Raw genomic sequence first — 14,475 nt, forward strand, 5'->3', positions numbered from 1 at the left:
CGGAATCTCGCCGCGCCCGTCACCTATCGCGCCAGATCGAGATAGGCGCTCGCCACCATGGCATCGATATCCGCGGGTACCGGGACGAGACAGCTCTCGGCGCCGACTTCGCGTCTGGCGACACGCTCGAGGCAGCGCGCCTGCAGCGTGAAACCAAGATCCATCGATTCAACGGAATTGCCGAGCGGCCTGGGACCGGCGAGGTTCGCCATGTGGCCACCGCCGAGAACATGGAAAGAGCGACCGTCCTTCAGGTGCAGGGTCTCGATGTGATCCGCCTCGTAGCGATCGATCCGCACGACATCGGGGTGCTGCCGGAATGCGGCAACGTCGATCTCATGCGGGAAATGTCCGCCATTCATCAGGATTGCACCATCCTTGATCAGCGGAAGGTCGGCTGCGGTGATGATCGCGGGAAAGCCCGTAACGGTGACGAGCACGTCGGCCGAGGCAATCGCCTCGTTGCGCAGCGGCGTGGAAAATCCGTCAAGATGCGCCCCCAGCGCCGTCACCGGATCGATATCAACGACGCTGACGGCTGAAAACGCGTTGCGGAAACAGGCGGCGGTTCCCTTGCCGCAGGCCCCGTAGCCGAAAACCGTCACACGCTTGCCGTTGGTCGAGCGGTTGGTGAAGCGCATGTAGCTTTCGAAAAGGCTCTGGCCGACGGCATGTCTGTTTTCGGCGAACTGCTTGATCGGGCTGTCGTTGATGACCAGGATCGGCATGTTCAATTTTGCCCGTATCGGCAGCAGGCGTGTGCGGCCTGACGTAGTCTCCTCGGTGCCTCCGAGAAGGCTGGCGTAAGGAGCCCCGGCCGCAATCGCCAAGAGGTCGCCGCCGTTGTCGAGCAGAAGGTCCGGCTTTTCCGCGACGACCGCCTGCAGGCTCTCATGATGCGCGACTGGGTCCGTTGTCTGGGTCGCGAACACAGTGATCCCCTGCGAACGGAGAAACTCGACAGTCGAAGGCTGCGTGCTGTTCAGATTTCCGGTGCAGACAAGCCGTGCGCCGCCGGCTTTCAGGGTCATCAGCAGCGCCACGGTCTTCGGCTCCAGATGAATCCCCGTGCCGATGGTCAAGCCGTTGAACGGTTGGGTCTTCTCGAATTCTGCCGCCGTTGCCTTGAGCAAACTGCAGCTGTTGCCGATCCATTCGATGCGGCTTGCTACTCTTTGCATATCCATGTCCTTTTGCTCGCAACGCAGTGTTAGGCTCGGCAGCGCCTTTCGACCATGGAGATAATTCTGCGCAATAGGGCAGAAAATCTGCCCTATTGCGTCGCCGCGCCAGAGCGGAGCAACCAGTCGCGAAGGGCGACGAACGCGGGTTTCGGCGAGTCGACGTTGCGACAGCACAGGCTATAGCCGGCCAGTCGGCGAATGAAGCCATAGGGTGCAGCAAGCAGATTGCGCTGCAAGTCATCTTCGATGGCAGCGCGCGGCGCGAGCACAACACCAATCCCCGATCGCACCGCCCCGAGCACCAGCAGCAGATCCTCGAATTCCTGCTTGCGCCGGAACATCACGGCCTGAGTGCCGCTCTCGGCAAACCACTCCTGCCAAAGGGTTGGCGCGCTGCGGCTGACAAGAGCGGTGATCTCCACCATCCGCGCGGGATCGCCGGCGATCCTTTCTGCCAGATCCGGTGTCGCGACGGGTCCGAATTCGTCCTCCATGAACTTGACCGCTGTCACCCCTGCCGTTGGCCGGTATTCGGCGCCCATGATGACGGCGTCGAGTTCCGGGTGCAGCGCCAGCGGCTCGACGACCGACATCGGCACGATATCGACGTCGACGACGCCAAGCTCAGCCTGCATGTTTGCAAGCCGCGGCATCAGCCACCATATAGCAAAGGCCGAAGGTACGCCGAGGCGAATGCGGCGATCCTCGCCACCGACAAAATCTGCAGCGGCGCGTTCCAGCGTCGCGAAGGCAGCGGTGGAGGCCTCCGCGAACAGTGCAGCTTTCGCGGTCGCAGCCAATTTTCTGCCATCGCGTTCGAACAGTTTCTCACCGAAATAGTTCTCCAGGATCGAGATCTGCTGGCGCACCGCGCCGCGTACAACACCAAGCTCGGCGGCGGCGCCAAGAATGCTGCCGTGACGGTATACGGCTTCAAAGGCGCGAATGGCTTTTAAGGGAGGAAGACGCATGATTACCATAGTATTGACATAACAGTGTATGAGATGACGCCGCCGTTGATTGAAATGCAAGGCGCGCTCATATTGAACGCCTGTGCATTGGCGGAATCAGGATAGTATCTGACGGATTTTTTGTTACCCGGCGAAACAAAAAGTTCCTATTGATAGTTATCAAATCCGAGCCAAAAGCATGAAATGCGTATGGATCGCGCAAGCTTTCCAGCGGATACTAATATAGACGACTCACTCGAACAGAACACCAAGGTGACCCGACCGTTGACTCTTCTCGCCCGCCTCGCTGCAGACGTCCAGCTCATGTTTCGGCGCCCTCCGCGTCAACAATATGCTGCGCTCTGCTATCGGGTCAAAAAGAAAACCAACGACGTTGAAGTACTTTTACTGACCAGCCGCGACACCGGCCGCTGGGTGATCCCCAAGGGATGGCCGATGGACGGAAGGTGCTCGTATGAGGTCGCCGCACGCGAGGCATTCGAGGAAGCCGGTGCGCGCGGAACCGTCGAGAACGAGCTCCTTGGTTCCTACTCCTACCCTAAGGTGTTGAAGAACGGCCTAAAGGTCACCTGTAAAGTGCAGGTCTATGCTCTCGAGGTTCTGGAGATCGCCAAGAACTTCAAGGAAAAAGGCGAGCGCAAGGTGGAGTGGGTCTCCTGCGACGAGGCTGTGAAGCGCGTTCATGAGCCTGAACTTCGCAATCTCATCCTGCTGTTCAAGCGCCGCATGACGGAACAGCTTGCGGCAAGCATGCCAAAGCAAATTCCGGCGGAATGAATACTGCCATCTTGCGCTGCTAAACTTGGCGGCGCTAAAGCAGGATTCAACGAAGGAATAGCATGCCCAACCGATCAGCCGTCCTCACGAAACGAACGCTCGACAAAGACCTCGACAAGCTTACGCATGTCGAGGATGCGACGAAGTTCGTCTCGCGCAAACTGGTGGCGCCGGGCCTCGGGCTGATCTTCCTTGGGCTAGCCATGCTTTTCGCGGGCGTCTATGTCTTTGACCGGCCAAGCGCCGTGCTGGTGATCGCGGCAGCGGCGCTCGCCGCCTACATGGCCATGAACATCGGTGCAAACGACGTTACCAATAACGTCGGCGCCGCCGTGGGCGCCCGAGCGATGACGATGGGGCAAGCTCTTGTCATCGCAGCCATCTTCGAAATTCTCGGGGCGACAGTTGCCGGCGGCGAGGTCGTCAAGACGATCTCCTCCAGCATCGTGGATGCCGTGCAAGTCCCACCAGGCACACTCAGCTGGATCATGATAGCGGCACTGATGGCCGCCGCATTGTGGATCAACCTCGCGACCTGGATGAACGCACCGGTCTCGACCACGCACGCGATCGTCGGCGCGGTGATTGGAGCGGGTATCGGCGCGGTCGGTCCGGACCCGGTGAACTGGCGGGTGATGGTCGAGATCACATCGGCCTGGGTGACTTCGCCGCTGCTTGGCGGCGTGATTGCGGCCGGCCTGCTTTTCCTCGTGAAGAGCCTGATCATCTACCGCGACGACAAGATTGCCGCGGCGCGGCGTTGGGTCCCCGTTCTGATCGCGATGATGCTCGGTGGCTTTGCTTCCTACATGGTGCTGCAGCTTACGCCCGCTGGCGCGTTTTCCTCGTTCACAATCCTCCTTTTCGGCGTCGCGGCCGGCGGCCTCGGATGGTTTGCCGCGCGTTCATTCGTTCACAGGCAGGCCGTAGGGCTGGAAAACCGCAACAGCTCGCTGCGCGTCCTCTTCCAGATTCCCCTGATTGGCTCGGCAGCTCTGCTCTCCTTCGCACATGGTGCCAACGACGTATCCAACGCAGTCGGCCCACTTTCGGCAATCGTGCGCGCGGTCGCGGGATCCGCAGCCGGCCCGAATGGCCAGCCCCCGATCTGGGTGCTGCTCATCGGCGCCTTCGGTATCTCGGTCGGCCTACTGTTGTTCGGGCCGCGCCTGATCCGGCTGGTCGGTGAACAGATCACCAAGCTCAACCCCATGCGCGCCTATTGCGTTGCGCTGTCGACGGCCTTCACGGTTATCGTGGCCTCGTGGCTCGGCATGCCCGTCAGTACGACGCATATCGCGGTCGGTTCCGTGTTTGGCGTCGGCTTCTTCCGCGAGTGGTACACCCGGAACTCGAAGCGACGCATCCGGTACGTGCGGCGCAAGGCGGAAAGCTGGGCGATTGATGAACCGGAAGATCCGAACACGCATGAGGTTCGTCGCCGCTATCTCGTTCGCCGTTCGCACTTCATGACGATCATCGCCGCCTGGATCATCACGGTGCCGGCCTCGGCAGCGCTTGCAGCGATGATCTATTGGGTTATGTTCGCGCTCTTTGTATGAGCAGGACTTTTCGATGCGCGCCAATTTTCGGATGCAACGGCTGTTTGTGGACGCTCCCCTGGCCGCCGGAGCAACGGTCGAGACGACGGGCGACCACTTCAACTATCTCGCCAACGTACTGCGCATGACTGATGGCGCCGAACTGCTCGTCTTCAATGGCCGCGATGGCGAGTGGAAGGCGCGCCTCACCTTTCCAACGCGGAAACGGATTGTAGTGGTCGCCGAGGAGCAGACCCGCCCGCAGCCGGCAGCGTCCGATCTGCACTATCTCTTTGCACCACTGAAGGTCGGGCGACTCGACTACCTGGTGCAGAAGGCCGTCGAGATGGGCGCAGGCCTTCTGCGTCCAGTGATGACCCAGCATGTGCAGGGCAAGATCACCAATCTCGACAAGCTGAAGGCAAACGTCATCGAGGCAGCGGAGCAATGCGGCATACTCGATATCCCCGACGTTGCCGAGCCCGTGAAGCTGTTCGACCTGCTGGACACTTGGCCGAGCGACCGCCGCATCATCTATTGCGACGAGGGCGATGCGGGGCAGAACCCGCTACCACTGCTGTCCAAGATCAGCGAGCGACAGCTGGCGCTCCTTGTCGGCCCAGAGGGCGGTTTCTCCGAGGAAGAGCGCGCGCGGCTGCGCGGCCTTGATTTCGTGACCGCAATCCCGCTTGGGCCGCGGATCCTCAGAGCCGATACGGCTGCGGTTGCTGCCATGGCAGTCATTCAAGCGTCGATCGGCGACTGGAATTAACCTTAGGATCGGTCGCAGCCGAAATATCCTGCTATTTTTTTGATGGACCGTTGAAACAATTTCACTTGCAACATACGTGGGAGCGGTCCTAATCACCCTTCCAATTGCCCGGGTTTTTCCAGGCGCTCTCCCATTGCAGGTAGACTTGAATGGCTCGCGATACCACCGACCAGACGCCACTCTCTTCGGTTCAGGAGCTGACCGATTATCTTGCCGCGGGGAACAAGCCGGCGGAAAAATTCCGCATCGGTACCGAGCATGAGAAGTTTGCCTTCTTCCGGGCGGACAACGGCCCTGTGCCGTATTTCGGCGAGGCCAGCATTTCGGCGCTGTTGAAAGGCCTTCAGCAGAAATCCGGCTGGGACCCGATCATGGACGGCGACAACATCATCGGCCTGGGCGAGCCGAACGGAATGGGCGCGATATCGATCGAGCCTGGCGGCCAGTTCGAACTGTCCGGCGCGCCGCTGGAAACGATCCACGAGACCTGCAAGGAATCGAATACCCATCTGGCGACGTTGCGCGAGATCGCCGAGCCGATGGGCATCCGCTTCCTCGGCATTGGCGGCAGCCCCAAATGGACACTGGCCGAAACGCCTGTCATGCCGAAATCCCGCTACGAGATCATGACCCGCTACATGCCGAAGGTCGGCGCCAAGGGTCTCGACATGATGTATCGCACCTGCACCATCCAGGTGAACCTCGACTTTTCCTCCGAAGCCGACATGCGCAAGAAGATGCGGGTTTCGATGAAGCTTCAGTCTCTGGCAACCGCGCTGTTTGCCTCGTCGCCCTTTACCGAAGGCAAGCCCAACGGCCTGCTCTCCTGGCGCGGCGACATTTGGCGCGACACCGACAACAATCGCTCCGGTCTGCTGGACTTCACCTTCCGCGACGATTTCGGTTTTCATGATTATGCCGAATGGGCCCTCGACGTGCCGATGTATTTCATCGTGCGCGACGGGCACTATCACGACTGTACCCACATCACGTTCCGCCAGTTCATGAACGGCGCGCTGAAGGGCGCGGTTGCCGCCTGGGAGCCGACGATGGGCGACTGGACGAACCACCTTTCGACCCTCTTCCCCGACGTTCGCCTGAAGCGCTTCCTAGAGATGCGCGGTGCCGATGGCGGCCCGTGGCGGCGCATTTGCGGGTTGCCGGCCTTCTGGGTCGGGCTTCTCTACAACGATGCTGCACTCGAAGACGCGGATATGCTGACCAAGGACTGGACATTCGACGAGGTCAACGCGTTGCGCGATGCCGTCCCGTCTCAGGGTTTAAGGGCAAAGTTCCGCGGCCATGAGCTTTATGAGACGGCGCGCGAAGTGATCGCCGTTTCGAAGTCCGGTCTCCGAGCGCGCAACAAGCTCAACAAGGAAGGCCAGGACGAAACCATCTTCCTTGCGCCGCTCGACGAAGTCATGGCCAAGAAGGCGACTTTGGCCGAGGATCTGCTGGCGCTGTATCACGGCCGCTGGAACGGTTCCGTGGAGCCTGTCTTCGAAGAGTATCAATACTAGGGTCTACCCTAAGCCCTTCTGCAAAAAGCGGTTTGCGCATTCCTTTTTCCGGCTATAGTGACGCAATTACGCGTTGCGAAACCGGGAAAGGGATTACCATGCTGCCACTCTTCGACATGATGATGCAGGCCCAGAACGGCGCGGCGATGGATGCGGTCTCCAGGCAGTTCAATCTTGCCCAGGAGCAGGCCACAAAGGCGATGGCCGCGCTGATGCCGGCATTTTCCGCCAGCCTGAAACGGAGCAGCAGCAACCCCTACGACTTCATGGGGCTGATGCAGGCGGTCGCCTCCGGCAACTACGCCAAATATTTCGAGGACATGGGCAAGGCCTTCACCCCGCAAGGAATCGATGATGGCAACACCATCCTCGGGCAGCTGTTCGGCTCCAAGGAGGTCTCGCGGGCGGTTGCGGCGCAGGCTGCCCAGATGACCGGGATCGGCCAGGAGATCTACAAGCAGATGCTGCCCGTGATGGCCGATACTTTGATGGGCGGCCTGTTCAAGCAGTCGATGGGGCAGATGAACGCGCCCGTCAATCCATTCATCAACACCGCCATGGGCGAAACCATCCAGAAATGGCTGGAAAGCACCGGCTTTGCGCCGAAGCAGAAGGCCGCTCCGGAGCCCACCATCTTCGACAATCCTTTCACTCAGGCCATGCAGCAGATGTTCGGCATGCAGAAGCCGGAGGCAGAGAAGACGGTCACCAATCCGTTTTTCGACAATCCATTCGCAAAGGCCTTTCAGGAAATGATGGGCTCGCTCGGAAAGCCGGTTGAGCCGAAACGAGCCGAAGCCCCGAAAGAGCAGGCAAAGGCAGAGGCGGAACGCTACGTCGACATGCTGAACAACATGTTCGACAGCGGGCTCGAGGTTCAGAAGAGCTACCAGAAGAGCATGGAAGCGATCTTCGAGACCTATATGCCAAAGGCGCCCTCCACTCCCCCGAAGGCATAAAAAAACCCGGAGACGGCTGGGAGGCCGGTCACCGGGTAAGAGGCAGGGCTATTGGCTATCACCCTGCGGGGAAAAACTGGGCCGGTCTCAATCCTTTTGGGACCGGAAGAGCGACTTCGGTCCGCGGTTGCGCGCGGATTTAGTCAGGTGTTCCGACGGATCTTCAAAGAAGGTGGACGCCAGGAACGCGGAAGTGAGATCGGTCCTGCTAAGGCCGATATCCTTCAATTGATTGTCATCGAGCTCGTTCAGCTTGTTGATCTCCATACGGTTGCGGATCACGCGCAGTACGGATGACAGCGTTGCAAAGCCATTTACGAGACGCTGGAAGAACGTCAGCGAGGTCTGGCTGCAGTCGAGTTCGAGTATCCGGTCTGTCGTGCGCATGGGACGATCCTTTCATTGGCGCGCAACAACCCACCCCTCCCGCGAGGTCGAGCGGCAAGGCATCGGGTTGAAATCGGAGCGGACAGGCAGGGTGTCTGTCCTTCACTTTGCTTGATTTGCACCCCGAAGATGCCAAACACCTATTGATCAGTCCAACGAATGTTTCTAATGATTAACATCAGAGATCTTTATAGGTGAACTCATGTCAGCGCCTCTCGATATTGATCAGTTGCAGACCTTCATTGCGATTGTGGATTCCGGCAGCTTCACCAAGGCTGCCGACAGAGTCTACAAGACGCAGTCCGCTGTCTCCATGCAGATGCGGCGACTGGAAGAGCGCATCGGCAAGCAGCTTTTCATCAAGGACGGGCGCGGCAACCGCCTCACCGTCGAAGGCGAGAAGCTCTTGAACTATGCGCGACGAATCATTCGCCTCAACAACGAAGCGATCGCAGCCTTTGATGACAACCGTCTCGAGGGCACGCTGCGCATCGGCACGCCCGATGACTACGCCGACCGCTACATGCCCGAGATCATCGGCCGCTTTGCCAAGACGCATCCGAACGTCGAGCTTTACATTGTCTGCGAACCCTCGGTGGGCCTCGCCGAGCGCATGAATCGCGGCGAGCTCGACATCGCGCTGGTGACCCACAATCCGCGCGAACGCATGTCGGATGTCGTGCGAACGGAACCGCTCTGCTGGGTCGGCTCTGCCAACCATCCGATCCGTGACGATGCCCCTGTGCCGCTCGCCGTCGGCCGTCGCGACTGCCAGTGGCGGCAGCTCGCCTGCTCGGCGCTGGATGCGGTCGGTCGCGAACACCAGATCCTGTTCACCAGCTGGTCGTGCACCGTCGTCGCGGCCGCGGTCCTCGCCGGCATGGCCGTTTCCGTCATGCCGGAATCGGCTCTGCGCACGGGGATGAAGGTGCTAAGCCAGGCGGACGGCTTCCCTGCCCTGCCCCCGGTCCAGATCGGCATCATGAAGCGGCCGGGTGTTTCCATCTCGCTGATGAACGCGATCACGGCGCATATCACCGCCTGCCTCGACAACATCACGCCCGCTGTCGTCGATGACAATCTCGACGCTGACGTCAAGAACGCCTATGGGCGGGCTCAGCCCCGCCTCAAGGTCGCTGGCATCGTCCCGAGTTGGTAGGCTCAGGCGGCAACCGGTGAGAGGAAGGCTGTTCGGATCACGCGCTTCCACTCATCCAGGATGCGTCTTGCAAGGGAATCCTCGCTGACGACCGCAAGGCGGATCGATGCCCCGAGCAGATGGCTGAACAGATAGCTGCGGGCCTGCATGTCGGCTGCGGAGAGCTCAGGTGCGACGCGGCGGACGGTATCCTGAAAGATGTCGGCAATCCGCTTGCTATGCTCGATGTTGAGCAGCAGCAGGTCGTGGTCGGTTTCGGTACCCATCCAGATGCCGAGATAGGCGGCATCGTTGCGATAGTCGGCGTAGTGCCAGTCGATCGTCGCGACGAGTACCTCGAGCGCATGGTCGACGGAGTGCACGGACGCAAAGGCCTCGGCGATGCGCGTCTGGAGCGCCAGCGCATGGCGGTCGAAGAGCGCTTTGACGATCGCCGCCTTCTCGGGAAAATACTGATAAACGGAACCAATCGGAACCTTGGCGGCGACGGCCAGTTCCGTCATCCGCATGGCGCTTACGCCCTTTTCAGCGATGAGTGCGGCTGCGGCCGACAAGATGTGGTCGAGCCGCTGAATACTGCGTTCCTGCTTTGGCTTCCGGCGGAGGCCAATACGATCCAAACTTCCGACCTTCATGTCGTTCCCATTTGTTCTATGTGGAGCGACGGAGGTGGTTCATACCGGCGCCATCTCGCCGATATGACATGCAGGTCTTCACGACTCGTAAACGAGATGCATCGGATTGTATGGATGGGGAAAAGTATAAGAAAATCGGGGTGATACACCCGTATTTGGTCAACTCCGCGTGTTGTTTTGCTCACTTGCGACGGGTTGGACGTTAATCGTTGTGGCCGTGGCTTCTCGGTCGCTGCGCGCACCGATTCGCGCACGCTACATGTGCCTCAAGTGCCCTCAAATCGGCGGCCACTCAGATGCCACCTGAAGAGCGGCCTTGCTCGTAATTCCATTGACCTTCGATAATCTCAAGTCGTACTTAATGAGATTATCGATTGGAAGAGATTATCATGCTGACCTTACGACAGATGCGTTATTTCGATGCGCTGGCAACGACGCGCCATTTCGGCAGGGCCGCCGAAATGGTCCACATCAGCCAGCCGGCGCTGTCGACCCAGATCATGGAAATGGAAGAATATCTCGGCGCCAAGCTAGTCGAGCGAACGCGGCAGAGCACGATCCTGACGCCGAAAGGCGAAGAGGTTCTGCACTATGTCCGCGCCATCCTGCATCAGGTCGACCTGCTCGAGCAGACGGCCCGAAAGGGCGAAGGCACGCTCGAAGGTCTGATCCGCATCGGAATTATTCCGACAGTCGCGCCCTACCTCGTCCCTCAGTTCGTTCCGCATCTGCGCAAGACTTACCCCAGCGTTGAGGTGGAACTTCGGGAGGCGGTCACCGATCGGTTGATGGCGGACCTCCTGACGGGAAAGCTCGATGCCGTGATCGCGGCCTTGCCGCTCGATATCGAAGGCATCCAGACGCGACCGCTCTTCACCGACCGCTTCTTCATGGCCGTAGCGGACAACGGCGAGGCGGTGCTGATGTCGCCGCTCACCGAGCATGAAGTAAATGTCGATCGCCTGCTACTGCTCGAGGAAGGACATTGCCTGCGCGATCAGGCCCTTGCCGTCTGCAGCGCCGGCAAGCGCAGCCTCGTCAACTTTGGTGCGACCTCAATGGCGACGCTGCTGCAGATGGTGTCGCATGATATGGGCATGACGCTCATTCCCGAGATCGCCATTCCGACGGAGACCAGCCGCAATTCGATCCGCATCGTGCCCTTTACCGATCCACAGCCGTCGCGCGAGATCTGCCTTGCCTGGCGTCGCAGCAACCATCGTGGCAAGGAGATGGAGGCGCTGGCAGAGGCGATCATCGCTGTCGCCCCTGCGCCGCGCGAGCTGGCGGCCTGATCAGGCCAGGTTCTTCTTCAGGAATTCGACAGTCCTGCTCCAAGCGAGGTCGGCCGCCTTCTTGTCGTAGCGAGCCGCCGACGTGTCATTGTTGAAGGCGTGGTTGACGCCGTCATAGACGAAGATCTGGAAGTCCTTGCCATTGTCCTGCAGCGCCTTCTTGTAGGCGTCGATGCCGGCATTGATACGGTCGTCGAGGCCGGCGTAATGCAGCATCAGCGCAGCCTTGATACCAGGCACATCGGCCGCCTTCGGCTGGGCGCCGTAATAGGCAACACCCGCCTTCAGGTCCGGCGAGGCAACAGCGAAATCGTTAACCAGCCCGCCACCCCAGCAGAAACCGATCACGCCGACTTTGCCATTGGAATTGTCGAGTTTGCTCAGATATGTAAGCGTCGCCTCCGCGTTCGCCACCGTGGCGGGTCGGTCGAGCGTGCTGAACATCTCGCGGGCCTTGTCCTCATTCTCCGGCGTGCCGCCCTGGGGCGAGAGGAAGTCTGGCGCCAGCGCGATGAAGCCCTCCAGCGCCATGCGGCGCGCGACATCGCGGATGTGCGGGTTCAGACCGCGGTTCTCGTGGATAACAATCACGGCGCCGAGTTTTCCCGATGCATCCTTGGGTTCGACGAGGTAACCTTTCATCTCACCAGCTCCACCGGGATAGGTGACGTCCTTGGCCACCACCCGCGTGTCGTCGGCGGCGATCATTTCGGCGCTTGCCTTGTTGGCCGCAAGCATCGGTGCGATGACAGCGGCTGCGCCGGCGGAACCGGCCAGTTTCGTCAGCTTGTCCATGAAGTTGCGGCGATCGAGTGTCAGATGCGTGTATTCGTCGTAGGCGTTGATCATCGCCTGCGTGATTTCCGGCTTGTTCATTTGAGGCCTCCCGTTCCCTACCTGTCGGCTTTCGCCTGTCGGGGAAGATAGGTCAGCGGCCAGTAACGCAGGAACAAAACTGCGTTACTTCAAGTCGCTCAACCGTTCGCGAATGCCATCCAGGCGGCAACCCACATCCACATGGCGCCGAGCACCACATAGCCGCAGGCAAAGAGCGGGCTGCGATAACGCAGATTGTTGCTGGTCACGTGGATGAAGGCGTGCAGATAGCGCGATGCGACAAAGATCCAGGCAAGAACAACGGCGACGAGGTTATCGGCTTCCGTCATGTAAAGAAGGACGCAACAGGCGTAGAAAAGCACCGGCAACTCGAACTGGTTGGCGAGGCAATGCTTGACGACAAGGCCTTCCGCTGGCTCGTCGCGATTTTCCCGGTAGTTCGATCGCCGGATCTTGCCCCCCCGAACCAGCTTTTGCCGGCGGTACGAGAGAAGCATGTAGAGGAAATAGACTAGGGCTACGTGGGCAATAATGGGCCAGAACATCTCGTAGCCGGTCATGCTGTCTCTTCCTTGCGGTTTTTCCGTTTGATTTCCACGCTGTAGAGGAAAACAACCGACGCCGCAAATGCCCGTCGCGATTGTGCGACGGGCATGGCTGCTGCATCAGACCTGGGCGATGCCACCATCGGCGAAGAGTTCTGCGCCAGAGACGAAGCTCGATTCATCCGAAGCCAGGAACAGAGCTGCGGAGGCGATTTCTTCGGCGCGACCGACGCGGCCCATCGGAACCTGCGAACTGAGATAGTCGAGAAGGCCCTGCTGGTCAGCCTTGTCCTTGCCTGCGAGTTCGACCAGGCCGGTCGTTTCCGTCGGGCCGGGGCTAAGCGTGTTGACGCGGATGCCGCGGTCCTTGAGATCGAGGATCCAGTTGCGCGCGAAGTTGCGGATCGCCGCCTTCGAGGCAGCGTAGACGCTGAAAGCGGGCGTGCCCGTCGCACCGGCCGTCGAGCCCGTCAGAATAACCGACGAGCCGTTACCGAGCAGCGGCAGTGCCGTTTGCACGGTAAAGAGCACGCCCTTGACGTTGCGGTTGAACGTGTCGTCAAACTGTTCTTCGGTGATCTGACCGAGCGGCGCGAACGAGCCCCCGCCTGCGTTGACGAAGAGCACGTCGATGCGGCCGGCCTCTTCCTTCACGCGATTGAACAGACGATCGAGATCGGCCTGCTTGGCGGAGTCGGCCTGGATGCCGATGACGTTGCCGCCGATCTCGTCGACGGCCGCGGCGAGCACATCTGCGCGGCGGCCGGTGATGAAGAGGCGAGCGCCTTCGGCGACGAAACGCTTCGCCGTGGCGAGACCGATGCCCGACGTGGCGCCGGTTATCACTGCAATCTTGCCATTCAATTTCTGAGTCATTGTCGTCGTCTCCTTTTGTTCGACTGAGCAGAAGATATGGACGAGCCGATCGTTTCGAAATAGAAAGGAATGAAACCCATTGTTGCAAATACGAAATGATGAAGCTGCCAGACTTCGAAGGCCTCGCGATGTTTGCCAAAGTGGCGGAGGAGCGATCGTTCGCCCGCGCGGCAAAGACGCTGGGTATTTCCGTAGCAACCGTTTCGCGCGGCGTCGCACGCCTGGAACAGAGACTGGGCGCCCGGCTGTTCAATCGGACATCGCGCCAACTGTCGCTGACGGAATTCGGCCTCCGTCTCGCCGAGCGCGCGTCGCGGATCTACTCCGATGCGGAGGAGATCGAGAATGCGGCGCTCGAGCTGTCGAGTCGTCCCCGCGGTCTGATCCGGCTGGCAGCGCCAATGACGTTCGGCGTGCATTGGATTGCACCGATCCTGCCCGAGTTCTTTGAACTCTACCCCGACATCAGCATCGATCTTCACATGAGCGACGCGAGCGTCGATCTCGTGGGGGAAGGTTTCGATGCTGCGCTTCGTATCGCGGTTTTGCCGGACTCGTCCCTAATTGCCCGTCGGCTCGCGCCGGTTAAGCCGTTCATTCTGGCGTCGCCTGCCTATCTCGAGAAATACGGATGTCCTGAGCATCCTCGAGAGCTGGCCGCGCATCACTGCCTCGGCTATGCCTATCGGCCACGCCAGGACATATGGCGGCTGACGAATAAGGCAGGCGAGGAGGAATTCGTCACCCCAACCGGCCCACTTCGGGCGACCAATTCGGAAGCATTGATCCCAATGGCGTTGCGCGGCCTCGGCATCTGCGAGCTGCCGGAGTTCATGGCCAGCGAATATCTAGCTGACGGGCGCTTGAAGGCGATCTTGACCGATTGGAGCCTGCCCAGCGGGGCACTTTATTTTGTCACGCCGTCCGCACGCGCACGACCGGCAAAGGTCGAAGTATTATCGGAGTTCATGGCGGCTCGCCTTTCCAATCCGCCATGGCGTTGGCCGCGGTAAG

General features: G+C 60.1%; 15 protein-coding genes. 8 read left to right on the forward strand and 7 right to left on the reverse strand.

Translation table 11 applies throughout. From position 1 onward, the window contains the following. Nucleotides 1-23: 23 nt before the first annotated feature. Both IB248_RS09990 and IB248_RS09995 read right to left on the reverse strand, forming a co-directional pair. Nucleotides 24-1,181: an adenosylhomocysteinase gene (locus IB248_RS09990; RefSeq protein ID WP_192240759.1), complete on the reverse strand. Its 1,158-nt coding sequence runs from the start codon at nt 1,179-1,181 to the stop codon at nt 24-26. Between the two features lie 92 nt (nt 1,182-1,273). Continuing rightward, nucleotides 1,274-2,164: a LysR substrate-binding domain-containing protein gene (locus IB248_RS09995; RefSeq protein ID WP_018856895.1), complete on the reverse strand. Its 891-nt coding sequence runs from the start codon at nt 2,162-2,164 to the stop codon at nt 1,274-1,276. Between the two features lie 255 nt (nt 2,165-2,419). Here IB248_RS09995 and IB248_RS10000 point away from each other — a divergent pair, with 255 nt between their 5' ends. The 5 genes from IB248_RS10000 to IB248_RS10020 all read left to right on the forward strand — a co-directional run bounded on the left by IB248_RS10000 (nt 2,420) and on the right by IB248_RS10020 (nt 7,727). After that, nucleotides 2,420-2,932, forward strand: a complete 513-nt coding sequence (locus tag IB248_RS10000) for an NUDIX hydrolase (protein ID WP_026371750.1) — start codon at nt 2,420-2,422, stop codon at nt 2,930-2,932. Between the two features lie 62 nt (nt 2,933-2,994). Continuing rightward, a complete protein-coding gene (locus IB248_RS10005) occupies nt 2,995-4,494 on the forward strand; it encodes an inorganic phosphate transporter (RefSeq protein WP_018856893.1) in 1,500 nt (499 codons plus the stop codon). A 13-nt stretch (nt 4,495-4,507) separates the two neighbouring features. Beyond that, complete coding sequence (locus tag IB248_RS10010; protein WP_018856892.1) at nt 4,508-5,245, forward strand: 16S rRNA (uracil(1498)-N(3))-methyltransferase; 738 nt, start codon at nt 4,508-4,510, stop codon at nt 5,243-5,245. A 149-nt stretch (nt 5,246-5,394) separates the two neighbouring features. Then, the gene (locus IB248_RS10015) at nt 5,395-6,768 is read left to right on the forward strand and encodes a glutamate--cysteine ligase (RefSeq protein WP_018856891.1); all 1,374 of its coding nucleotides are present in this window, start codon (nt 5,395-5,397) and stop codon (nt 6,766-6,768) included. Nucleotides 6,769-6,866: 98 nt separating this feature from the next. Beyond that, nucleotides 6,867-7,727, forward strand: a complete 861-nt coding sequence (locus IB248_RS10020) for a DUF937 domain-containing protein (protein ID WP_192240760.1) — start codon at nt 6,867-6,869, stop codon at nt 7,725-7,727. An 87-nt stretch (nt 7,728-7,814) separates the two neighbouring features. Here the strand turns inward: IB248_RS10020 and IB248_RS10025 are convergent, their stop codons facing one another. Next, nucleotides 7,815-8,114 carry a DUF1127 domain-containing protein gene (locus IB248_RS10025; RefSeq protein WP_018856889.1) on the reverse strand — a complete coding sequence of 100 codons (300 nt, stop codon included), beginning with the start codon at nt 8,112-8,114 and terminating at the stop codon, nt 7,815-7,817. Between the two features lie 202 nt (nt 8,115-8,316). On the opposite strand from IB248_RS10025, the gene IB248_RS10030 reads away from it, so the two are divergent. Next, nucleotides 8,317-9,273 carry a LysR substrate-binding domain-containing protein gene (locus IB248_RS10030; protein ID WP_018856888.1) on the forward strand — a complete coding sequence of 319 codons (957 nt, stop codon included), beginning with the start codon at nt 8,317-8,319 and terminating at the stop codon, nt 9,271-9,273. Between the two features lie 2 nt (nt 9,274-9,275). Here IB248_RS10030 and IB248_RS10035 read toward each other — a convergent pair whose 3' ends face one another. Continuing rightward, nucleotides 9,276-9,908, reverse strand: coding sequence for a TetR family transcriptional regulator (locus IB248_RS10035; protein WP_018856887.1), 633 nt, complete (start codon nt 9,906-9,908; stop codon nt 9,276-9,278). A 389-nt stretch (nt 9,909-10,297) separates the two neighbouring features. On the opposite strand from IB248_RS10035, the gene IB248_RS10040 reads away from it, so the two are divergent. Continuing rightward, nucleotides 10,298-11,203: a hydrogen peroxide-inducible genes activator gene (locus tag IB248_RS10040; protein ID WP_025659470.1), complete on the forward strand. Its 906-nt coding sequence runs from the start codon at nt 10,298-10,300 to the stop codon at nt 11,201-11,203. On the opposite strand, the gene IB248_RS10045 is transcribed toward IB248_RS10040, so the two are convergent. From IB248_RS10045 to IB248_RS10055, 3 genes are all read right to left on the reverse strand, one after another. Continuing rightward, nucleotides 11,204-12,079: a dienelactone hydrolase family protein gene (locus IB248_RS10045; protein ID WP_112667585.1), complete on the reverse strand. Its 876-nt coding sequence runs from the start codon at nt 12,077-12,079 to the stop codon at nt 11,204-11,206. It abuts the gene before it with no gap. Between the two features lie 98 nt (nt 12,080-12,177). After that, a complete protein-coding gene (locus IB248_RS10050; protein WP_018116127.1) occupies nt 12,178-12,600 on the reverse strand; it encodes an MAPEG family protein in 423 nt (140 codons plus the stop codon). A gap of 105 nt (nt 12,601-12,705) precedes the next feature. Continuing rightward, on the reverse strand, nt 12,706-13,461 hold the full coding sequence (locus IB248_RS10055; protein ID WP_062376003.1) for an SDR family oxidoreductase: 756 nt from the start codon (nt 13,459-13,461) through the stop codon (nt 12,706-12,708). Between the two features lie 95 nt (nt 13,462-13,556). On the opposite strand from IB248_RS10055, the gene IB248_RS10060 reads away from it, so the two are divergent. Next, nucleotides 13,557-14,474, forward strand: coding sequence for a LysR family transcriptional regulator (locus IB248_RS10060; protein WP_018856883.1), 918 nt, complete (start codon nt 13,557-13,559; stop codon nt 14,472-14,474). Nucleotide 14,475 lies beyond the last annotated feature (1 nt).

Origin of the sequence: Rhizobium sp. RHZ01, assembly GCF_014851595.1 — a bacterium.
Lineage (GTDB): Bacteria > Pseudomonadota > Alphaproteobacteria > Rhizobiales > Rhizobiaceae > Rhizobium > Rhizobium altiplani.

What these genes read in the sequence shown, in the direction of transcription:
- IB248_RS09990 (WP_192240759.1), bottom strand. Translation starts at nt 1,181, where the DNA reads ATGCAAAGAGTAGCAAGCCGCATCGAATGGATCGGCAACAGCTGCAGT.
- IB248_RS09995 (WP_018856895.1), bottom strand. Translation starts at nt 2,164, where the DNA reads ATGGTAATCATGCGTCTTCCTCCCTTAAAAGCCATTCGCGCCTTTGAA.
- IB248_RS10005 (WP_018856893.1), top strand. Translation starts at nt 2,995, where the DNA reads ATGCCCAACCGATCAGCCGTCCTCACGAAACGAACGCTCGACAAAGAC.
- IB248_RS10010 (WP_018856892.1), top strand. Translation starts at nt 4,508, where the DNA reads ATGCGCGCCAATTTTCGGATGCAACGGCTGTTTGTGGACGCTCCCCTG.
- IB248_RS10015 (WP_018856891.1), top strand. Translation starts at nt 5,395, where the DNA reads ATGGCTCGCGATACCACCGACCAGACGCCACTCTCTTCGGTTCAGGAG.
- IB248_RS10020 (WP_192240760.1), top strand. Translation starts at nt 6,867, where the DNA reads ATGCTGCCACTCTTCGACATGATGATGCAGGCCCAGAACGGCGCGGCG.
- IB248_RS10025 (WP_018856889.1), bottom strand. Translation starts at nt 8,114, where the DNA reads ATGCGCACGACAGACCGGATACTCGAACTCGACTGCAGCCAGACCTCG.
- IB248_RS10030 (WP_018856888.1), top strand. Translation starts at nt 8,317, where the DNA reads ATGTCAGCGCCTCTCGATATTGATCAGTTGCAGACCTTCATTGCGATT.
- IB248_RS10035 (WP_018856887.1), bottom strand. Translation starts at nt 9,908, where the DNA reads ATGAAGGTCGGAAGTTTGGATCGTATTGGCCTCCGCCGGAAGCCAAAG.
- IB248_RS10040 (WP_025659470.1), top strand. Translation starts at nt 10,298, where the DNA reads ATGCTGACCTTACGACAGATGCGTTATTTCGATGCGCTGGCAACGACG.
- IB248_RS10045 (WP_112667585.1), bottom strand. Translation starts at nt 12,079, where the DNA reads ATGAACAAGCCGGAAATCACGCAGGCGATGATCAACGCCTACGACGAA.
- IB248_RS10050 (WP_018116127.1), bottom strand. Translation starts at nt 12,600, where the DNA reads ATGACCGGCTACGAGATGTTCTGGCCCATTATTGCCCACGTAGCCCTA.
- IB248_RS10055 (WP_062376003.1), bottom strand. Translation starts at nt 13,461, where the DNA reads ATGACTCAGAAATTGAATGGCAAGATTGCAGTGATAACCGGCGCCACG.
- IB248_RS10060 (WP_018856883.1), top strand. Translation starts at nt 13,557, where the DNA reads ATGATGAAGCTGCCAGACTTCGAAGGCCTCGCGATGTTTGCCAAAGTG.